This is a genomic window from Brevundimonas sp. (genome assembly GCF_032107865.1).
Lineage (GTDB): Bacteria > Pseudomonadota > Alphaproteobacteria > Caulobacterales > Caulobacteraceae > Brevundimonas.
In genome coordinates this window covers 19,926-37,259 of sequence record NZ_DAMCNG010000004.1, presented here as the reverse complement: position 1 = coordinate 37,259, position 17,334 = coordinate 19,926, and the positions used below count along the sequence as shown (strand labels likewise).

The following is a 17,334-nucleotide window of genomic DNA, read 5'->3' as shown; positions in this document are numbered from 1 at the left end:
GACGCCTGCCGCCACCATGCCGCCTGCGGCGAGGCCTGTGCCGACGGCGGCGCCGGCGCTGAGTTGAGGACCGCCGGAGACGATGCCGCTCGCGATCCCGGGACCGAAGATGCCGAGGCCAAGCAACGACAGAGCGGCGAGCACGATCGCCATAGCCTCGTCAATAGATGGGTTCTGGCCGCCGAAGCCGGATGTGAACTCGGAGAACAGCGTAGAGCCAATGCCGATGATGACGGCGAGGACCAGGACCTTGATGCCGGATGAGATGACGTTGCCGAGCACGCGTTCGGCCATGAAGGCGGATTTGCCGAACAGGCCGAACGGGATCAACACGAAGCCGGCGAGCGTCGTCAGCTTGAACTCGATGAGTGTGACGAAGAGCTGGATGGCGAGGATGAAGAAGGCGAGCAGCACCAGAGCCCAGGCCAGGAACATGCAGGCGATCTGGATGAAGTTCTCGAAGAACGACCAGTAGCCCATCAGGCTGGAGATCGAATCGAGCAGCGGCCGTCCGGCGTCGAGCCCGGTCTGAGCGACCTTGCCGGGGCGCAGAAGGTCGGCTGTCGTGAAGCCCGTGCCGCTGGCCTTCAGGCCAAGGCCTGCGAAGCTCTCGAAGATGATCCGAGCGAGATTGTTCCAGTTGCCGATGATGTAGGCGAAGACCCCGACGAACAGCGTCTTTTTCACCAGCCGTGCGATGATGTCGTCGTCGGCGCCCCAGCTCCAGAACAGCGCCGCTAGCGTCACGTCGATAACAATCAGCGTTGTGGCGATGAACGCGACTTCGCCGCTAAGCAGGCCGAAGCCGCTGTCTATGTAGCGGGTGAAGACCTCGAGGAAGTGGTCGATGACGCCGGTGCCGCCCATGATACTACCGTGCCTCGTCGGGCTGGGGCGCGCTTTCACGGCGGATCGGATTGTCGGGGATCTCGCGCGGAATCGCATTCGGCGGAGGCGGTTCGGGGAGACGCTCCATCGGACGAGCGCCGGGCGCGAGAAAGCGATGACGGTTCTCTGCCCAGGCTCGGAGGCACCCCGGATCGCGCGGCCCCGCTTCGCCAAGGGACTGGCAGCGGATCAATTCGTCACGCAGGGGATCGGCCTGAGCCTGGGTAGAGCGGCCGGATGGCCAGGCCGCCGGCGCTTCCTCCTTGCGGGTCATCTCGATCGCGGTCGCGGTGACCGCGACCGCGACGAACACGACGGCGCCAAGCCGCGCGAGCATCTTGCCGTCCATGACCATGTCCTCAGTTGCCGTTCGGGAACATGCGGGCGTTGCCGGGCTGGTAGCCCGTGCCCGGCGTCAGGAAGCGGCGGCGCTGTTCGCGGCCCTGTTCGGCCGCTGCCGCCCGCTCGGCCTCGGAGAGGCTCTGTGCGCGGCCATTGGCGGCAACGACGGCGGTGAGGTCGGCGAGCTGTTGTGCTTGCAGGGCGAGAAGCTGATTGCCCGCCTGCGTCGCCTGAAGCGCGCCGGTCGCGCCCTGGCTTTGGCCGACGAGCGCCGTCATCTCACCGCGATTGGTGTCGATGTTGCCGACGACGCCGGCCTGCACGCGCATGGCGTCCTGCAAGCCTCCGACCGTGTTCTGCCAGCGCTCGCGCGCTCCCGCGACGAGCGCCTGATCGGACGCCGACATCGACGCGTTGCCATAGGTGGTCTGAAACGCACGGTCGATCTGCTGGACGTTGAGGGCGATGCCCTGCGCCTCCGCGAGAAGTTGCTGGGTGCGCTGCACCGACTGCTGAAGCTGCTGGAGCGAGGAGTATGGCAAGCTCGCGAGATTGCGGGCCTGATTTATCAGCATGGTCGCTTCATTCTGAAGCTGGGTGATCTGCTGATTGACCTGCTGGAGCGTGCGCGCCGCCGTCAGGACGTTCTGCGCATAGTTGGTCGGATCATAGACGATCCACTGTGCGGCGGCCGGCGGGGCGAAGATTGGCGACAGCGCGAGCGGCGCGGCAAGGAGCGCGGCGCCGATGCGCAGCGCGCGTGAGCGGGAACGAACGGAACGGGTCATGGGCGTGCCTCCGGATCGGTTTGGGGGGTGATGTTGGTGAGGTCGGCGATGAGGTCGGCGGCCCAGCCGAGCCGGTTCTCGCCAAGCCATTCGGCAAGGAAACCATCCGTGCCGCTGCGGGCGTGAACCGCGGCGATCAGCGCCTGGTGCTGCTTCGACGAGGCGGCGCAGAGCGCCAGCGCTACGTCCGACAGACCCAGCTCGAAGAGCCGGTTGCCGCGGCGGGACTGGCAGTAATAGTCGCGCTTGGGCATCGCGCGCGCGAGGATCTCGATCTGGCGATCGTTGAGGCCGAAGCGGCGATAGATGGCGGTGATCTGCGGCTCGATCGCGCGTTCGTTCGGGAGCAGGATGCGGGTCTGGCAGCTTTCGATGATGGCTGGGGCGATCGCCGAGCCGTCGATGTCGGAGAGCGACTGCGTGGCGAAGATGACGCTGGCGTTCTTCTTGCGCAGGGTCTTCAGCCATTCGCGGAGCTGGCCGGCGAAGCCCTCGTCGTCGAGCGCGAGCCAGCCTTCATCGACGATCAGCAGGGTTGGGCGACCGTCGAGGCGATCCTCGATGCGGTGGAAGAGATAGGCGAGCACGGCGGCGGCAGCGCCGGTGCCGATCAGACCTTCGGTCTCGAAGACCTGAACATTGGCCTCGCCCAGATGCTCGGTCTCGGCGTCGAGCAACCGGCCGTAGGGACCGCCGACGCAATAGGGTCGAAGCGCCTGCTTCAGGTCGTTGGACTGGAGGAGGACCGACAGGCCCGTCAGAGTCCGCTCGGCGATCGGTGCGGAGGCGAGCGACGACAGCGCCGACCAGAGGTGCTCCTTGACCTCGGGCGTGACGGCAACGCTCTCGCGCCCCAGGATCGCGATCAGCCAGTCGGAGGCCCAGGCCCGCTCGGCGACGTCGTCGATGCGGGCCAGCGGCTGGAGCGACACGCTGTCGTCCGATCCTTCGGTAAGCCCACCGCCGAGATCATGCCAGTCGCCGCGCATGGCGAGTGCGGCAGCGCGGATCGAGCCGCCGAAGTCGAACGCGAACACCTGGGATTGCGCATAGCGCCGGAATTGCAGCGCCATCAGCGCCAGCAGCACGGACTTGCCGGCGCCGGTGGGGCCGACGATCAGCGTATGGCCGACATCGCCGACATGGATGGAAAGCCGGAACGGGGTCGAGCCTTCGGTTCTGCCGTAAAGCAGTGGGGGTGCGTCGAAGTGCTCGTCCCGTTCCGGTCCCGCCCACACCGCCGACAGCGGGATCATATGGGCGAGATTCAGTGTCGAGATCGGCGGTTGCCGGACATTGGCGTAGACATGGCCCGGCAGGCTGCCGAGCCAGGCATCCACCGCATTGATCGTCTCGGGCATCGCGGTGAAGTCGCGGCCCTGGATGACCTTCTCGACCATCCGCAGCTTCTCGGCGGCGATGCGCGGATCGTCGTCCCAGACGGTGATCGTCGCCGTCACATAGGCCTGGCCGGCATAGTCGGCGCCCAGCTCCTGCAGCGCCATGTCGGCGTCGGCTGCCTTGTTCGCCGCGTCGGTGTCGACCAGTGCCGAGGCCTCGTTGGTCATCACCTCCTTGAGGATGGCAGCGATCGACTTGCGCTTGGCGAACCATTGCCGCCGGATCTTGGTCAGCAGCTTCGTCGCGTCGGTCTTGTCGAGGAGGACGGCGCGGGTCGACCAACGATAGGGAAAGGCCAGTCGGTTCAGCTCGTCGAGGATGCCGGGCGTGGTCGCGGTCGGGAAGCCGACGATGGTGAGGATGCGAAGATGCGCATCGCCCAGGCGCGGCTCCAGCCCGCCGGTCAGCGGCTGGTCGGCGAGTAGCGCGTCGAGATACATCGGTGTCTCGGGGACGCGGACGCGGTGCCGCTTCGTCGAGACGGTGGAATGCAGATAAGTCAGCGTCTCGCCGTCATCGAGCCAGGCACATTCCGGCATGAAGGCGTCGATGAGTTGAAGGATGCGATCGGTGCGGTCTGCGAAGCCGCGCAGTACCTCGTGCGCATCGACGCCGGCATGATCGCGACCCTCGTAGAGCCAGGTCTCGGCGCGGGCGGCGTCCTCGGCCGGTGGCAGATAGAGGAAGGTCAGGAAATAGCTCGACTCGAAATGCGCGCCGGCTTCCTCGAAGTCGGCCTTGCGCTCGGCATCGACCAGGCCGGAAGCGCTGTCGGCGAACATGCTGGCCGGATAGGTGGCGGCGCCATGGCGCTGCGCCTCGACGAAGATCGCCCAGCCGGAACCGAGGCGACGAAAGGCATTGTTGAGCCGGCCGGCGACGGCGACCAGCTCGGCCGGTACGGCGCTGTCGAGGTCGGGGCCGCGAAAGCGCGCCGTGCGCTGCAAACTCCCGTCCTTGTTCAGCACCATGCCTTCGCCGACCAGCGCTACCCAAGGGAGGTAGTCGGCGAGCCGGGTGTTGCGGTTGCGATACTCGGCAAGGTTCATCATCGCGTCGCTCCTCAGACCGACAGGTGGCCGGGGATGCGCAGATGCTTGCGCACGACGTCGACGAACTGGGGATCGCGCTTGGCGGCCCAGACGGCCGCGAAATGCCCGACGGCCCAGAGGCCGAGGCCGACCAGCCAGAGGCGCAGGCCGAGGCCGAGCGCGGCGGCCAGAGTGCCGTTCAGGATGGCCAGCGAACGCGGCGCGCCGCCGAGCAGGATGTGCTCGGTCAGCGCCCGGTGGACCGGGACTGAGAAGCCCGGCAGTTCGCCGCCATGATCCGCGCCGTCGGCCATCAGACGAGCGCCCCGCCGCCGAACGAGAAGAAGGACAGGAAGAAGCTCGACGCGGCGAAGGCGATCGACAGGCCGAACACGATCTGGATCAGCTTACGAGCGCCACCGGACGTATCGCCGAAGGCGAGCGTCAGACCGGTGATGATGATGATCATCACGGCGATGATCTTGGCGACCGGCCCCTCGATCGATTCAAGGATCGACTGAAGTGGCGCCTCCCACGGCATCGACGAACCCGACGCATGGGCGGCCGGCGCCAGGGCGAGTGTGAGGAAGGTGACCGACACCGCCGTGGCGATGTGGCGGCGGATGCGCAGGGCATGCTTAATCATGACGGTTCTCCTGTGACGGGCTGGCTTGCGGGGGTGACGCGGTAGTCGCCGTCGGGGCCGAGGCCCTCGATGCGGGCGAGTTCGGCCAGGCGGCGCGACGCGCCCCGGCCGGAGAGCACGGCGACGAGATCGATCGTCTCGGCGATCAGCGCGCGCGGGACGGTAACGACGGCTTCCTGGATGAGCTGCTCCATGCGGCGGAGCGCGCCGATGGCGGTGCCGGCGTGGATGGTCCCGACGCCGCCGGGGTGGCCGGTGCCCCAGGCCTTTAGGAGGTCCAGCGCCTCGGAGCCGCGCACCTCGCCGATGGGAATGCGGTCGGGGCGCAGGCGAAGCGAGGAACGGACGAGATCGGAGAGCGAGGCGACGCCGTCCTTCGTGCGCATCGCGACGAGGTTGGGTGCCGCGCATTGCAACTCGCGGGTGTCCTCGATCAGGACGACGCGATCCGAGGTCTTGGAGACCTCGGCGAGCAGTGCGTTGGTGAGCGTGGTCTTGCCGGTCGAGGTGCCGCCGGCGACGAGGATGTTGCGCCGATCGGCAACCGCCTGGCGCAAGGTCTCGGCTTGAGCCGCCGCCATGATCCCGGCGGCGACATAGTCGTCGAGCGTGAACACGGCGACGGCCGGCTTGCGGATCGCAAAAGCCGGCGCGGAAACCACGGGGGGCAACAGCCCCTCGAACCGCTCCCCCGTCTCGGGCAGTTCGGCCGAGACACGCGGGGCACCCGGATGAACTTCGGCGCCGACGTGATGGGCGACGAGGCGGATAATGCGCTCGCCGTCTGACGGCGACAGTCGCTCACCCGTATCGGAAAGCCCCTCGGAAAGCCGGTCGACCCAGAGCCGCCCATCGGGGTTGAGCATCACCTCGACGATCGCGGGATCTTCCAGAAACGTGGCGATCGCGGACCCGAGGGCTGTGCGCAGCATGCGCGCACCGCGAAGGATCGCTTCCGATTTCTGGTGAGTGGCCGCCACGTCGTCCCCGTTCTCTTGCGGGACCGCGACATGCGGCCCTGGATCGGGGATGAGTAGAAGAGGCAGAAATCATGGCCTGACAACAACCATAATGTGGTCGTCGTACTGTGGCGTACAAAGACAGGGAAACGGCGGAACGCCCGAATACTTGCGATGCGTAGATCAGTGATTATTCCGCGTCGCGCGCGGGAATGTCTTCCGCGATTTCCTGCCTGAGCTTCGGTCCTTGCGCGAGTCGTCGGCCAAGGGCGGTGACGAAAGCTTCGTAGCGCTCGGCGGCCTTGGCGCGCGCCGCAACCTGTGCCGGCTCTGGCAGTGGCGGATTGGACGTCAGCCAGAAGCGAATGAACACGGCGAGCGTCTCGACTGAAATGCCAAGATCGCGCTCCATCCGCGCGATGCGACGATCGAGCTGGTCGAGCCGCTTAGTGGTGGCCGCCTCTTGCCGTTCCGCGGCATCAGGCGACAAGAAGGAGGCGATGCCTGCTTCTGCGACCAGCGACAGGGATAGGTCTCGCCGCGCGGCGTGCGCGGCGAGCGCCTTCATCACATCGGGATCGAGATAGACCGACAGCCGCTGTTTCTTGAGAGGCTTCGTCACGGCCGCCCCCTACAACTCGATCCCGTCGCCCGGGTCGAGCGATGCCTGACGGGCGACCTGGCGCATGGTCTGGGTCATGCGGCTGAGGCGCGCGGCATCCTCCTCGACGTCATCCCGAGGATCGATTTCGAACTCGTTCTCGATGACTGCCTTGCGCTCGACGGTCTTCGTTCGGCTGAGTTCGGGCTGATGGCGACGCTCGGATTCTGTCGGATCATCGTCCGACGCCTCCTGCGCGGCGATCGGTGCGTGGAGATCGGGCGCTGACGGCAGCGCCAATTTGCTCCAGTCGTCGGCTTGACCTGTCCTCGGCTTCGTCAGGGTCGGCGGAGCCAAGATGCGCTCCTGAAGCCGCTGATCCTCATAATATCGCGCTTTTTTCGCCCGGATCGGCGGAATGCCGGCGACCATGACGATCTCATCGGAAGGGGGAAGCTGCATGATCTCCCCCGGCGTCAGAAGCTGTCGGGCGGTCTCAGAGCGCGACACCATCATGTGGCCGAGCCAAGGCGATAGCCGGTGGCCGGCATAGTTCTTCATCGCCTTCATCTCGGTGGCGGTGCCGAGCGCATCCGAAACGCGTTTCGCGGTCCGCTCGTCATTTGTCGCGAAGCTGACCCGAACATGGCAGTTGTCGAGGATCGAGTTGTTCGGACCGTAGGCCTTCTCGATCTGGTTCAGGGACTGAGCGATTAGGAACGCCTTCAGGCCGTAACCCGCCATGAACGCCAGGGCGCTCTCGAAAAAGTCGAGGCGGCCCAGCGCGGGAAACTCGTCGAGCATGAGTAGCAGCCGATGGCGGTTGCTCTTGGCCTGGAGATCCTCGGTCAACCGGCGTCCGACCTGGTTGAGGATCAGCCGGATCAGTGGTTTGGTCCGGTTGATGTCGGATGGCGGGACCACGAGGTAGAGCGTGGTCGGATGCTTGCCGCCGACCATGTCGGCGATGCGCCAGTCGCAGCGCCGGGTGACCTCGGCCGCGACGGGATCGCGATACAGGCCGAGGAAAGACATCGCAGTCGACAGCACGCCGGATCGCTCGTTGTCGGATTTGTTGAGCAGCTCGCGCGCCGCGCTGGCGATCACCGGGTGCGGGCCCGCGTCGCCGAGATGGGCGGTCTTCATCATCGCCGCGAGCGTCGACTCGATCGGCCGCTTCGGATCGGACAGGAAAGCGGCGACGCCGGCGAGGGTCTTGTCGGCCTCGGCATAGAGGACGTGGAGGATTGCCCCGACCAAAAGTGCGTGCGACGTCTTCTCCCAGTGGTTCCGTTTCTCGAGCGAACCTTCCGGGTCGACCAGAATGTCGGCGATGTTCTGCACGTCGCGGACTTCCCATTCGCCGCGTCGCACCTCGAGCAACGGATTGTAGGCGGCCGACTTCGCGTTCGTTGGATCGAAGAGCAGCACGCGGCCATGCCGAGCGCGATAGCCGGCGGTCAGCGTCCAGTTCTCGCCCTTGATGTCATGGACGATCGCCGAGCCCGGCCAGGTCAAGAGCGAGGGCACCACCAGGCCCACGCCCTTGCCGGAACGCGTCGGCGCGAAACACAGCACATGCTCGGGGCCGTCATGTCGAAGATAGTCACGCTCGTGTTTGCCGAGCACGACACCATCTGGACCGAGCAGGCCCGCGGCCTTCAACTCGTCAGGGCGCGCCCAGCGGGCCGAACCATAGGTCTCGACGTTCTTCGCTTCGCGTGCTCGCCACACTGACATGCCAATCGCGACCGCGATGGAGATGAAGCCACCCGACGCGGCGATATAGGCGCCTTCGACGAAGATCGGCGGCGCATAGGCATCGTAGAAGTACCACCACCAGAAGAAGGCGGGCGGATAGTAGATCGGCCATCCGGCGAGCTCGAACCATGGCTGCCCGAGCTGGGGTTGGAAACCGAAACGGTAGGCAGTCCATTGCGTCGCGCCCCAGGTCGTCATCAACACGATCAGGAAGACGGTGAGGATCTGGCCCCAAAGAATCTTCGTCGCCGACATGGCGGGGCACTCCTTTCTTGTTTGGGCTACATGCCGAGGCCGCGATTGCGGCCGAAGCTCCAGTCGACGCCGCCGCCTCCGCGCGAGACGCCGGAGATGTGCTGGCCGAGCTGGCGTTCGAGGGATGGCGACCAGGGCACGAGCTGGAAGCCGAGGCCGTCGTCGATCATGGCGAAGCGGCCCGAGGCGAGCGCGAAGCGCTGCCGATAGGTGCCCGCCACATAGTCGCCCGTTCCGGCCTTCGTGAATGTCCGCCCGGTCTCGGCAGTGAGCTTCTCCCCGAGCGCTTCGACCTCGCGTTGGCGCAACTGGTCGATCAGCCCCGGAGCAAAGCTAACGCCGCGCGACTGCCGCTCGGCGAGGCCCTGGCTGATGAGATGGTCGGCACGGCGGTCCATCGCCTGACGCACCTCCGCGCCAAAGCCGCCACTTCCGAGCGCGACGGGATCGCGCGCGATCGCCTGCCGGTCGAGCCAGGTGGCGCCGACCGCACCGATCTGCCGTTCGATGTCGAGATCGGAGCGGATGGCGAGAGCGACGCGGCGCCGACCCTGCGCGTCATCGAACTTGCGCAGCTCGACGATCGAGCCTGGGGCGCTGTCGCCAGCGGCATCGAGGTCGGGCAGTCTGATGTGGTGGGTGCGCCCATCGGTGCCGTCGACCACGGCATAGGCCGTACCCTTCAGCTCGTCATCGAGACCGCGATCGACAAGCCGGCCGATGACCGGATCGTCGATGCTCTCGCCAGCGAGCACGTAGCTCGCGGCGCCGCGCTCGATGCCGCGTTCGGTCAGGCCGCGGTGGATGCGCTTGATGATGTCGCCGCGCTCGCCAAGCGCGCGCAGCGTCTTCTCGGCATTTTCCGATACGACCCACTGGCCGGGACCGACCTGATCGGCGAGGCCGAGTGTCTCCAGCTTGCGCAGCCGACCGACCTTCAGCGCGTGGAATTCGTCTGGCTGCCGATCGGGATGTGGGGCGAGGTCGGCGACGCCAGTGCGATAGCTGTCGCGGGCGATCTGGCGATCGAGATCGGTCCAGCGTTCCGCCTCGACCTGACGCCCCAGGTTGCGCCGGATCTCCTGCTCGGTGCGCGGCCCCAACTCCTGGGTGACGAGATCCTGCGCGCGGGCGCGCATGCCCTCCTTGATGTAGTCGCGGGAGATCACGAGGTCCTGGCCGTCATCGGTGCGCCCGCGCAGGATGATGTGGACGTGCGGATTGTCGGTGTTCCAGTGATCGACGCCGACCCAGTCGAGCCTACTGCCGAGGTCTTTCTCCATCTGCCCCATCAGGTCGCGGGCATAGGTCTTGAGGTCGGAGATCTCCGTCGCGTCCTCGGGTGAGACGATGAAGCGGAAGTGATGCCGATCGTCCTGGGTTCGCTCGGCGAAGGCCTTCGGATCGGCGTCCTCGGTCTCGGGACCGAACAGCCGAGCCTTCTCCCCATCCCGGGTCACGCCCTCGCGCCGGAGATAGCTGAGGTGGGCGCTGAGCGGCGCCGAGCGAGTGGTGTGCCGGACGACGCGCGTTTTGATGACGACGTTGCGCGATCGGCTCGTGAGCAATCGGTTGGCCTGCACGGTCGCGCGCTGGCCGCGTCCGAACCGTGAGCGATTGCCCGCGCTGATCTGGCCGGAGCGTGAGACGCGTCCGCCGGCCCGCTGTGCGGCCGCGAGCGCCTGGGCGATGAAGGGCCGTGCCTGCTGCGCTCGGGTCGAGCGGATGCGGCCAGGCCGGATGCGGAAATCGTCCTCGCCGCTCATCGCCGAGGCCCCGCACACCGCGCAATCGCGCGGAAATTCTTGGCGAAATGGCGAATGCGCAGGCTGCGCCGATCAGGCGCACCTCGCGCAAATGCGTCATAAGTCCCTGAAAACACACGACCGCACCAAGCCGCACATCGCCGGCTTTTATCTCGCCATCGTGCGGTTGTGCTGACTGCTCCTCCTCCCCGGACCGCCTTTCGTCCGCCAGAACACGCCACAGTGCGAGGAGGTGCGAACGCGATCATCGCGGGCCACCAGAGACGCTTCGGGCAACGAAAAGGCCATCGGGGCGCGAAGCCACCGGGCCTTGATCGCGCTCCGGGGCCGCCGTCGTGGTGGCGTCTGACTCTCCCTCAGACTGCAACGGCACGGCAGGTCCACTGCCGGCCGACTGCACGACGAAGAGCGGCGCCCGCGTCCAGGCGAGCGGATCGGCGGCCGCCACCGTGACGGGTCCGGTGAGTTCACCGCCGCCGACAATGGAGGCAAGCGTCGCGACATAGGCGCGCGTTTCAGCCGGCAATGGGCGGCCCGCGAGATACTCTTCGTAGCGGCCCGGGCCCGCGTTGTAGGCCGCCAGAAAGCCGGGCGATCCGTAGCGATCATGCATTTCGCGCAGATACGCAGCCCCGGCCAGAATGTTGTCGCGCGGATCGTAGGGATTGCCGCCGAGCCGATGCCGGACGCGCAGTTCGGCCCAAGTGGCGGGCATGATCTGCATCAGGCCCATTGCGCCAGCCGAAGAGATGGCGCGCACATCGCCTGCGCTTTCGACGCGCATGACGGCGCGTATCCAGGCTTCTGGAATGCCGAACCGCTGCGCCGCCTCGGCGATGTAAGTGCCATAGGGATCGCTGCGTGATGGCCGCTCGACCTGCGCCTGCTGGGCGTAGGCAGTGCTTGCGGCCGGTGCCGCGAGGATCAGGCCGGAAAGGAGAAAGAGGGCTGCACGTCGGAGGGCGATCCTCCCTCCGACGACAGGCTTGATGCGCGCGGCGGGCATCGCTCAGTCCCGCTCGCCGCGCTTCGGCGGTCGATTCCAGTGCAGACTCCAGGCGGACTTGTCGTCGGCCGACTGGAACAGGTTGGCGCGGATCGGGTGGTCGAAGGTCGGATCGTCGAGTTGCAGCGAGACGTAGTCGCCGGCCTTCTCGCCGGTGCGCTTCCAGCCCGCGCCGATCTCCGCGCCGGTTTCGTTGCTCATGGTGTCGAGCACATGGACGCGGTAGTCCGGCGCGTTCTCAGCGTCGGACGGCTCGGCCGCGACGATGATGATGTCCTGATGCAGCGACAGCGTCGTCAGATGGCCGATGAAGCCATCATTTTCGCGTATGAATTGTCCGATTACGGGCATTGCTCGTCTCCTTCAGAGTGCGGTGGACAGGGTCATGGGCGCGCCGTCACCGCGTCGGCGCGCGCCAGACGAAGCGGCCATCGCCGTCCTCGTCGGTGTAGAGAGGGGTGGCCCGGCCGATCACGGCGGTGGCCGGAAGCGGCCCGAAGTAGCGACCGTCGAGGCTGTCGCGGACTTGCCAGTTCATCAGGAACAGCTCGCCGTTCGCGACCAACCGGCAGCCCTGCCACACGGGGAGCGGGCGACCGCGACGATCACGATCGAGCGCGTCGCCCATCGGCACGCCGTCGACGGTGATGGCGAGCCCGGTTCGGCAAACGCGCTGACCCGGGACCGCGGCGACGCGCTTCAAAAGCGGCGAGCCGCGCGGCAGGTAGCCGCCATCGGACAGGAAGGTTGCGAGCGGCTCGGGCGCGTCGACGGCCACCAGATCGGTCACGTCGAGCGCGCCCACATCGCCGATTGTGTAGAAGCCGACCGGCGTGCTGGCGGACGCGTTCCAGATTAGGCGCGGCGCGAACGAAGCGATCGAAGCCACGCCGATAAGCGAGACGGCCGCCGTCGTGACGATGGCGTAGGTAAGCCGGGTCATGCGCCGATCTCCCGACGCAGGAGAAAGGCGCGATGCTGGCGAGGACCATAGGCGCGCGGTGTTTCGCCGATGGTCATCCGGTTGTGGACATGGCGCCAATGGTCCGGCGAGACCTCGATCGGGTCGATGCCGCGCGCCTCGATGGCGTCGATGAGCTGGAGCATGCGCTCCACCTTCGGCCAGCCATCGACGTGCAGCAGGACCTCTGCGCCGGGCGTCACCGTCGGGACGGTCTGACACGGCGCGTCGCACTCGACCGTGCGCAGGATGTCGAGGCGCGAGACCACGGTGCCGTGTTCGTTCGCCGCCCAGCGCACCAGCGCGAGGACGCTGCCGGGAGGGAAGAAGAGGATGCGGCGGCGGCGGTCGAGGATCTGCTCGCGCCGCTCGCGACCGAAGCGGACCCAGTGCTCCGTCTGCTTCTCGATCCAGACGAGTTCGACCTGGGTGAACGCTTCGGGCGGCGGCTCGGCGGCAGCACGGCCGACGCGTTTTGGCGCGGCGACAAGGCCGGTCATTGTCCTTCTCCTGACGGGGGTGGGAATTCGCGCTCGAACAGCGCACGCAGCATGTCGGCGACGGTCTGGCCGTGCTGGAAGGCGGTGATCTTGATGCGGCCCCGCATGTCGGCGGTTACGTCGATCGTCAGCCGGGCCGAGAAATCCTCGGCGGGCTGGCCGCGGGGCGCGTGGCGATCGGGCGCCTTGATCCAGCTTTCGGGATCGGCGGGACGCGCCGCAAAGCTGCGCTTCGGGGACCGCTCGCTCATGCGCCGATCCTCGCGACTTCCGCCGCGAGCGCGGCGATCTCGCGCGCGCCAGGGCAATCCTCGTCCTGCTCGGCGGCGAGCCGGCCGGTCTGCACAACGTCGGCAAAGACGATGCGCTGGCCGATTGTGGTCGAGAGCAAGGGCGGGTCGTGATCCGCCAGCGTTTCGGCGGTCTCGCGCGCCAGGATCGTGCGGGCAGCGCACCGGTTCAGCACGAAGCGCGCGGCGAGCTGGGGGCGATAGATGCGGGCCTCGCCGAGCAGCGCCAGCATTTCGGCCGACGCCCAGCCATCGAGCGGCGACGGCTGAACCGGGATCAGCACGAGATCGGCCGCGAGAAGCGCCGAGCGCATTAACCCCGCGACACGGGGCGGGCCGTCGATCACGACATGGTCGACGTCGCGGGACAGCTCCGGCGCTTCACGGTGGAGCGTGTCGCGGGCCAGGCCGACGACACCGAACAACCGCTCCAGCCCCTCCCGGCTGCGCTGTTGCGACCAGTCGAGGGCCGAGCCCTGTGGGTCGGCGTCGATCAGCGTGACACGCTGTCCACGGCGAGCCCATTCGCCGGCGAGATGGAGGGCGAGCGTCGTCTTCCCGACACCGCCCTTCTGATTGAGGAGGGCGACGATCATGACGGTCTCCCGGCGATCGGGGACTCGTCCACAGCGGCCGAGAACGGCCGTTGCGTTAGAAAGATTCCGTAGGAATCTAGGTTAGATAAGTTACGGGGCTCGCAAGCTGCTGATTCAGCGCGAGGAATCGACGATTCCGGTCCCCGATAGCACGAGAGTCCGGTCCCCGATGGCACGATAGTGCCGGTCCCTGATAGCACGACACTATTCACAGCTTATCCCCAGGGTGAGATTTGGTCCGGCGACGACGGCGCGGGATGCCGAGGGCATCCGGATCGGTCGGCACGAAGGAGAGGATTTCCGGACCGCCGACGCCCTGCTCGATGGTCAGGCGGTAGCCGGGGAGCGGCTGGCGTTTGACGATGTCGCGGAGGTCGTAGGCGAAGTGCTTGAGCGGCGAGAGGCTGCCGGACTTCGAATGGAGATGCGGGAAGTCGAAGCTCCAGCCGAACTCCTGGCGACCGCCGTGCTTGCGCACCAGGCGGTAGAGCCAGCGTTCGAGCCCGCCGGTCAGGCCGAAGTAGTTTCGGTCGATCGTGAGTACGAGCGCGTCGTCCAGCACGGCGCCGTAGAACCAGTCGGGGACTATCAGTTCGAGCCCGAGCGGGCGGCCTCGGTGATCGGCGCGTTCCTTCCACTCGTTGATCCAGGAGAAGCGGTGCATCCGCCGCTCGGTCGGCTGACGGATGGACGTCGCCACCGTGGTCGACTGAAGCCGATCGAGTGCGGCCTTCAAGCGGTCGTAATCGCGCAGCGACACGCCACGACCGATGAAGTTGAGGATTTCATAGGGAGTGGTCGCCATTAGGCGCGACGGCCGCAGGCCGAGGTCGCGTGCTTCGACGATCTGCGAGGCGGCCCAGATCAGGACGTCGGCGTCCCAGATCGTCGCCATGCCGTGCTCGGCGACGGCTTCGACGCGAATCTTCACCGAGCCTGCCTTGAAGTCGATCGGCGCCAGGCGCTTCGACTTGGCGAGCGAGAAGAATGGATAGGCCATGAGGTCCTGCGCATCGCGGGGCGCAAGATCGCCGGGCAGCGCCCGGAACAGATCGAGCTGCGCACGCTCATCGCGATGCTGGTGGCGGGACGGCATGGCGCGCCGTCTCAGCGCGGAAAGCGCCCGCCGGCGGTGGCGGGAGATTTCGGCTGACGCTTGGCGGGCAGAACAGTGCCTGCGCGTGGATCGGAGGTGGAGGTCACGAGACCCTGGTCCGCCCAGGCCTGGAGGTCTTCCACCGCATAGACGACGCGACCACCAAGCTTGCGATAGGTCGGGCCGGTTCCGTAGGTACGGTGCTTTTCGAGCGTGCGCTCGGATAGGCCGAGGAACCGCGCGGCTTCCTGCGTTCTGAGATAGCGCTGCGGAATACTGGCGGCTATTTCGGCCATGATCGCACCTCCGTGTGCTCGCTGGTTGCCGCTGCGAACGAGCGGCGGGATGCGAGCACCGTGGCGGGAGGCCGGCGCGTTCGACAGGAACGGAATTAGGAAGTTATTTTCGACACCGAGGGCGTGTCATCGCGAGCGACGCGGAAGCCGAAGGATTTTGCGGTAGCCGCCACGGACGAACGCCAGGCCGTCCCGGGCAAGGCGGACCGTCGTCTCGCGGACAGGGTTCTCGACCCAGGTTTCCGAGTCGTGTTTGAGGTTCGGGAAGAGCTGCGCGGCGATCTGGCGGTAGCTCGCTCCTGCGACACGGGCGTCGACGACGCGGAGCATCAGGCGAGCGCGCCGCTGGCGCTGCGGCGTGACTCGGGGGTCGGCGGGCGCACGCCGGTTCTTGATGGCGGCCCAGAAGCGCGCCAAAGCGGTGAGGCGGTCCGGCAGCAGATCATCGAGAATGAGAAGCGCGGCGAGCGCTTGGCGGCTGGACAATGCGGTCAGCGCGACGTCAAAGCTTTCGCGTCGCATCTCAAGCCGGACGAGCGCCTCGTCATACTGAAGGATTACATGGGCGTGCACATCTTCAGCGGTGAACGGGGGACCATCGGGCGCTGGGCCTGTCGTCAGGATGATCGCAGCCGGATCGACTTGCGGGGTCCAGAAGATCGGCTGGATTAGCGCCGAGTTGCGCGGGTCGGCGACGAAATCGCAACCCCCATTGGGCGGCAAACTCGCGCGCGGCGCTCTCGCTCAAGCGCCCGACGGCTATCAGCTCCCGATAGGATTTTCTGTAGTCTGGGTTGCGCCGCAGAAACTCCCAGGCAAGATCACCGGGCGTTAGCGCATCGATGTAATCGTAAGCGGCCTCAGACCGCCAGCTTTCGTCCTCGGACATCCTCCACCGCCTCCGCGCAATAAGACGCAACGCGAGTTATGCATGGGGCACGATTCCAAGTTGAATGAGGCTTGGGAATAACGAAGGTGGATCAAGGTGATGCGCGTTCCGCATCACCTCAGTGCGCGCGGGAGCCAAGGAACTCGCAGAAGCCGCCCTGCGTCATCCATCTGGCGCGTTCAAGATGTGCGTCGTAGACCTGCCGAGCGCGGGGCTCGTCCCGATCGGCCTCGAGGTCGAAGAGGACTTTAGCCACCTCTCGCCAATCCGCCCCTTGCGCCTCGGCATCGAGCAGACGGGCGTAGAGCTTTAGATGCGTCCGATCGTAGGCCGTCAGCGCCGCGCCGCCCGGTGGCTGGTCGAGAAAGTCCGTCTTGGTCACAACATCCCCCGAAGACGCGGTTTATCCATTCCGGGAAACATTGTTAACGCTGATTTGATCGCAATGATGAAGCGGGCAACACATGCGCGACGTCGTCGCGTTGCCGCGATAACCGGAAAATCAGGCGTCTTTCTTAGCATCGACCAACAGCACTCCCTTGCCCTGGTCGGAGTTCAGGAAGACGATGCCGGCGCGTTCGAAAGCTCGTCTCACCTCATCGCGAGTCGTCTCGTACACCTCCAGCCCGCTATGGGATTCGAGGCGCTTGAGAGCGGTCAATGAGACCCGGGCCTTGTCCGCGAGCGTCTCCTGTGTCCAACCCAGCAACGCGCGTGCGGCCCGAAATTGTCGGGCGGTGATCATGCATGATCACCTCCCACACGGTCCTACGCGCACGCTAAAACTACGACTATAATAGTCGCTCTCGCCTCTGAATTCCAGCAATTTCGCCCTCGGCGAGCGGACTGCCGGTGTCGAAGCCGCTGCCTGATTCGGTCGTTCGAGAATGCGAAGGCCCCGGCCTTCCGGCCGGGGCCTGACGCGGGTCCTCAGTCGCTGCGCCGCCCGTTGGGACGGGACCAGATCAGCGAGTAGGTGTCCGCGTCCTCGTCGTCGAAGAGGTTGGCGTAGATGGGGCTGTTGAACGAAGGGTCGTCCAGCTTGAGGCCCAGATAGTCGCGGCCCTCGTTGGAGCGCTTGGTCCAGGCGGCCCCGATCTCGGCACGGCCGACCAGAACCCGGTGGCTCGGAGCGTTTTCGCCGGTGGCGCGGGTGTCGGGGACGATGCGCACGCCCTTGGCCTGGACGCTGAGGGTGACGATTTCGCCGGTGAACTCGTTCGAGACGGTCTTCTTGAAGGTGCCGATGGTCGCCATGGTAA

At 66.5% G+C, this 17,334-nt stretch carries 22 protein-coding genes and 1 pseudogene; all 23 read right to left on the bottom strand.

Translation table 11 applies throughout. From position 1 onward, the window contains the following. A partial coding sequence (trbL, locus tag RT567_RS01035) for a P-type conjugative transfer protein TrbL (RefSeq protein ID WP_313573689.1) occupies positions 1-867 on the bottom strand: 867 nt, incomplete at its 3' end. Between the two features lie 4 nt (positions 868-871). Continuing rightward, positions 872-1,237, bottom strand: coding sequence for a putative entry exclusion protein TrbK-alt (trbK-alt, locus tag RT567_RS01030; RefSeq protein WP_037520714.1), 366 nt, complete (start codon positions 1,235-1,237; stop codon positions 872-874). A gap of 10 nt (positions 1,238-1,247) precedes the next feature. After that, on the bottom strand, positions 1,248-2,018 hold the full coding sequence (gene trbJ, locus RT567_RS01025) for a P-type conjugative transfer protein TrbJ (RefSeq protein ID WP_099648633.1): 771 nt from the start codon (positions 2,016-2,018) through the stop codon (positions 1,248-1,250). Next, complete coding sequence (gene trbE / locus RT567_RS01020) at positions 2,015-4,471, bottom strand: conjugal transfer protein TrbE (RefSeq protein ID WP_125999911.1); 2,457 nt, start codon at positions 4,469-4,471, stop codon at positions 2,015-2,017. The genes trbJ and trbE overlap by 4 nt, the downstream gene beginning before the upstream one ends. A gap of 11 nt (positions 4,472-4,482) precedes the next feature. Beyond that, complete coding sequence (locus RT567_RS01015) at positions 4,483-4,764, bottom strand: VirB3 family type IV secretion system protein (RefSeq protein WP_008827607.1); 282 nt, start codon at positions 4,762-4,764, stop codon at positions 4,483-4,485. Further along, a complete protein-coding gene (locus RT567_RS01010; RefSeq protein WP_037455233.1) occupies positions 4,764-5,096 on the bottom strand; it encodes a TrbC/VirB2 family protein in 333 nt (110 codons plus the stop codon). Before RT567_RS01010 ends, RT567_RS01015 begins: the two co-directional genes overlap by 1 nt. After that, entirely contained in the window at positions 5,093-6,028 is a 936-nt protein-coding gene (trbB, locus tag RT567_RS01005; protein ID WP_409516131.1) for a P-type conjugative transfer ATPase TrbB, read from the bottom strand. Before trbB ends, RT567_RS01010 begins: the two co-directional genes overlap by 4 nt. Positions 6,029-6,245: 217 nt before the next feature. Next, the gene (locus RT567_RS01000) at positions 6,246-6,677 is read right to left on the bottom strand and encodes a hypothetical protein (protein WP_037520549.1); all 432 of its coding nucleotides are present in this window, start codon (positions 6,675-6,677) and stop codon (positions 6,246-6,248) included. 9 nt (positions 6,678-6,686) lie between these two features. Next, a complete protein-coding gene (locus RT567_RS00995) occupies positions 6,687-8,672 on the bottom strand; it encodes a conjugal transfer protein TraG (RefSeq protein WP_125999909.1) in 1,986 nt (661 codons plus the stop codon). A gap of 26 nt (positions 8,673-8,698) precedes the next feature. Further along, positions 8,699-10,438, bottom strand: coding sequence for a relaxase/mobilization nuclease domain-containing protein (locus RT567_RS00990; protein WP_125999908.1), 1,740 nt, complete (start codon positions 10,436-10,438; stop codon positions 8,699-8,701). A 244-nt stretch (positions 10,439-10,682) separates the two neighbouring features. Further along, complete coding sequence (locus tag RT567_RS00985) at positions 10,683-11,444, bottom strand: lytic transglycosylase domain-containing protein (RefSeq protein WP_125999907.1); 762 nt, start codon at positions 11,442-11,444, stop codon at positions 10,683-10,685. A gap of 3 nt (positions 11,445-11,447) precedes the next feature. Next, the gene (locus RT567_RS00980) at positions 11,448-11,795 is read right to left on the bottom strand and encodes a DUF736 domain-containing protein (RefSeq protein ID WP_125999906.1); all 348 of its coding nucleotides are present in this window, start codon (positions 11,793-11,795) and stop codon (positions 11,448-11,450) included. A 46-nt stretch (positions 11,796-11,841) separates the two neighbouring features. After that, the gene (locus tag RT567_RS00975) at positions 11,842-12,387 is read right to left on the bottom strand and encodes a S26 family signal peptidase (RefSeq protein ID WP_125999905.1); all 546 of its coding nucleotides are present in this window, start codon (positions 12,385-12,387) and stop codon (positions 11,842-11,844) included. Beyond that, a complete protein-coding gene (locus RT567_RS00970) occupies positions 12,384-12,905 on the bottom strand; it encodes a DUF2840 domain-containing protein (protein WP_125999904.1) in 522 nt (173 codons plus the stop codon). The genes RT567_RS00975 and RT567_RS00970 overlap by 4 nt, the downstream gene beginning before the upstream one ends. After that, a complete protein-coding gene (locus RT567_RS00965) occupies positions 12,902-13,156 on the bottom strand; it encodes a hypothetical protein (protein ID WP_125999903.1) in 255 nt (84 codons plus the stop codon). Before RT567_RS00965 ends, RT567_RS00970 begins: the two co-directional genes overlap by 4 nt. Then, entirely contained in the window at positions 13,153-13,791 is a 639-nt protein-coding gene (gene parA / locus RT567_RS00960; protein ID WP_125999902.1) for a ParA family partition ATPase, read from the bottom strand. Before parA ends, RT567_RS00965 begins: the two co-directional genes overlap by 4 nt. 208 nt (positions 13,792-13,999) lie before the next feature. Continuing rightward, positions 14,000-14,902, bottom strand: a complete 903-nt coding sequence (locus tag RT567_RS00955; RefSeq protein WP_206435111.1) for a replication initiator protein A — start codon at positions 14,900-14,902, stop codon at positions 14,000-14,002. Beyond that, a complete protein-coding gene (locus tag RT567_RS00950) occupies positions 14,899-15,183 on the bottom strand; it encodes a helix-turn-helix transcriptional regulator (protein WP_037520534.1) in 285 nt (94 codons plus the stop codon). Before RT567_RS00950 ends, RT567_RS00955 begins: the two co-directional genes overlap by 4 nt. 126 nt (positions 15,184-15,309) lie before the next feature. After that, positions 15,310-15,906, bottom strand: coding sequence for a DUF2285 domain-containing protein (locus RT567_RS00945; RefSeq protein ID WP_125999900.1), 597 nt, complete (start codon positions 15,904-15,906; stop codon positions 15,310-15,312). A gap of 31 nt (positions 15,907-15,937) precedes the next feature. After that, positions 15,938-16,072: pseudogene (locus RT567_RS00940) on the bottom strand (transcriptional regulator domain-containing protein); the annotation flags it as partial. 118 nt (positions 16,073-16,190) lie between these two features. Continuing rightward, positions 16,191-16,454 (bottom strand): DNA -binding domain-containing protein, encoded by a 264-nt coding sequence (locus tag RT567_RS00935; protein WP_037520533.1) that lies wholly within the window; start codon positions 16,452-16,454, stop codon positions 16,191-16,193. 120 nt (positions 16,455-16,574) lie between these two features. After that, on the bottom strand, positions 16,575-16,817 hold the full coding sequence (locus RT567_RS00930) for a helix-turn-helix domain-containing protein (RefSeq protein WP_037520532.1): 243 nt from the start codon (positions 16,815-16,817) through the stop codon (positions 16,575-16,577). A 185-nt stretch (positions 16,818-17,002) separates the two neighbouring features. Beyond that, a complete protein-coding gene (locus RT567_RS00925; RefSeq protein WP_037520531.1) occupies positions 17,003-17,329 on the bottom strand; it encodes a DUF736 domain-containing protein in 327 nt (108 codons plus the stop codon). Between the last annotated feature and the right edge of the window lie 5 nt (positions 17,330-17,334).

Excerpts from the sequence above, each read along its gene's own strand:
- trbJ (WP_099648633.1), bottom strand. The coding sequence starts at position 2,018 with ATGACCCGTTCCGTTCGTTCCCGCTCACGCGCGCTGCGCATCGGCGCC.
- RT567_RS01015 (WP_008827607.1), bottom strand. The coding sequence starts at position 4,764 with ATGGCCGACGGCGCGGATCATGGCGGCGAACTGCCGGGCTTCTCAGTC.
- RT567_RS00925 (WP_037520531.1), bottom strand. The coding sequence starts at position 17,329 with ATGGCGACCATCGGCACCTTCAAGAAGACCGTCTCGAACGAGTTCACC.
- RT567_RS00930 (WP_037520532.1), bottom strand. The coding sequence starts at position 16,817 with ATGATCACCGCCCGACAATTTCGGGCCGCACGCGCGTTGCTGGGTTGG.
- trbK-alt (WP_037520714.1), bottom strand. The coding sequence starts at position 1,237 with ATGGACGGCAAGATGCTCGCGCGGCTTGGCGCCGTCGTGTTCGTCGCG.
- RT567_RS00970 (WP_125999904.1), bottom strand. The coding sequence starts at position 12,905 with ATGACCGGCCTTGTCGCCGCGCCAAAACGCGTCGGCCGTGCTGCCGCC.
- RT567_RS00985 (WP_125999907.1), bottom strand. The coding sequence starts at position 11,444 with ATGCCCGCCGCGCGCATCAAGCCTGTCGTCGGAGGGAGGATCGCCCTC.
- trbE (WP_125999911.1), bottom strand. The coding sequence starts at position 4,471 with ATGATGAACCTTGCCGAGTATCGCAACCGCAACACCCGGCTCGCCGAC.
- trbB (WP_409516131.1), bottom strand. The coding sequence starts at position 6,028 with ATGCTGCGCACAGCCCTCGGGTCCGCGATCGCCACGTTTCTGGAAGAT.
- RT567_RS00990 (WP_125999908.1), bottom strand. The coding sequence starts at position 10,438 with ATGAGCGGCGAGGACGATTTCCGCATCCGGCCTGGCCGCATCCGCTCG.
- parA (WP_125999902.1), bottom strand. The coding sequence starts at position 13,791 with ATGATCGTCGCCCTCCTCAATCAGAAGGGCGGTGTCGGGAAGACGACG.
- RT567_RS01010 (WP_037455233.1), bottom strand. The coding sequence starts at position 5,096 with ATGATTAAGCATGCCCTGCGCATCCGCCGCCACATCGCCACGGCGGTG.
- RT567_RS00995 (WP_125999909.1), bottom strand. The coding sequence starts at position 8,672 with ATGTCGGCGACGAAGATTCTTTGGGGCCAGATCCTCACCGTCTTCCTG.
- RT567_RS00975 (WP_125999905.1), bottom strand. The coding sequence starts at position 12,387 with ATGACCCGGCTTACCTACGCCATCGTCACGACGGCGGCCGTCTCGCTT.
- RT567_RS00980 (WP_125999906.1), bottom strand. The coding sequence starts at position 11,795 with ATGCCCGTAATCGGACAATTCATACGCGAAAATGATGGCTTCATCGGC.
- RT567_RS00965 (WP_125999903.1), bottom strand. The coding sequence starts at position 13,156 with ATGAGCGAGCGGTCCCCGAAGCGCAGCTTTGCGGCGCGTCCCGCCGAT.
- RT567_RS00950 (WP_037520534.1), bottom strand. The coding sequence starts at position 15,183 with ATGGCCGAAATAGCCGCCAGTATTCCGCAGCGCTATCTCAGAACGCAG.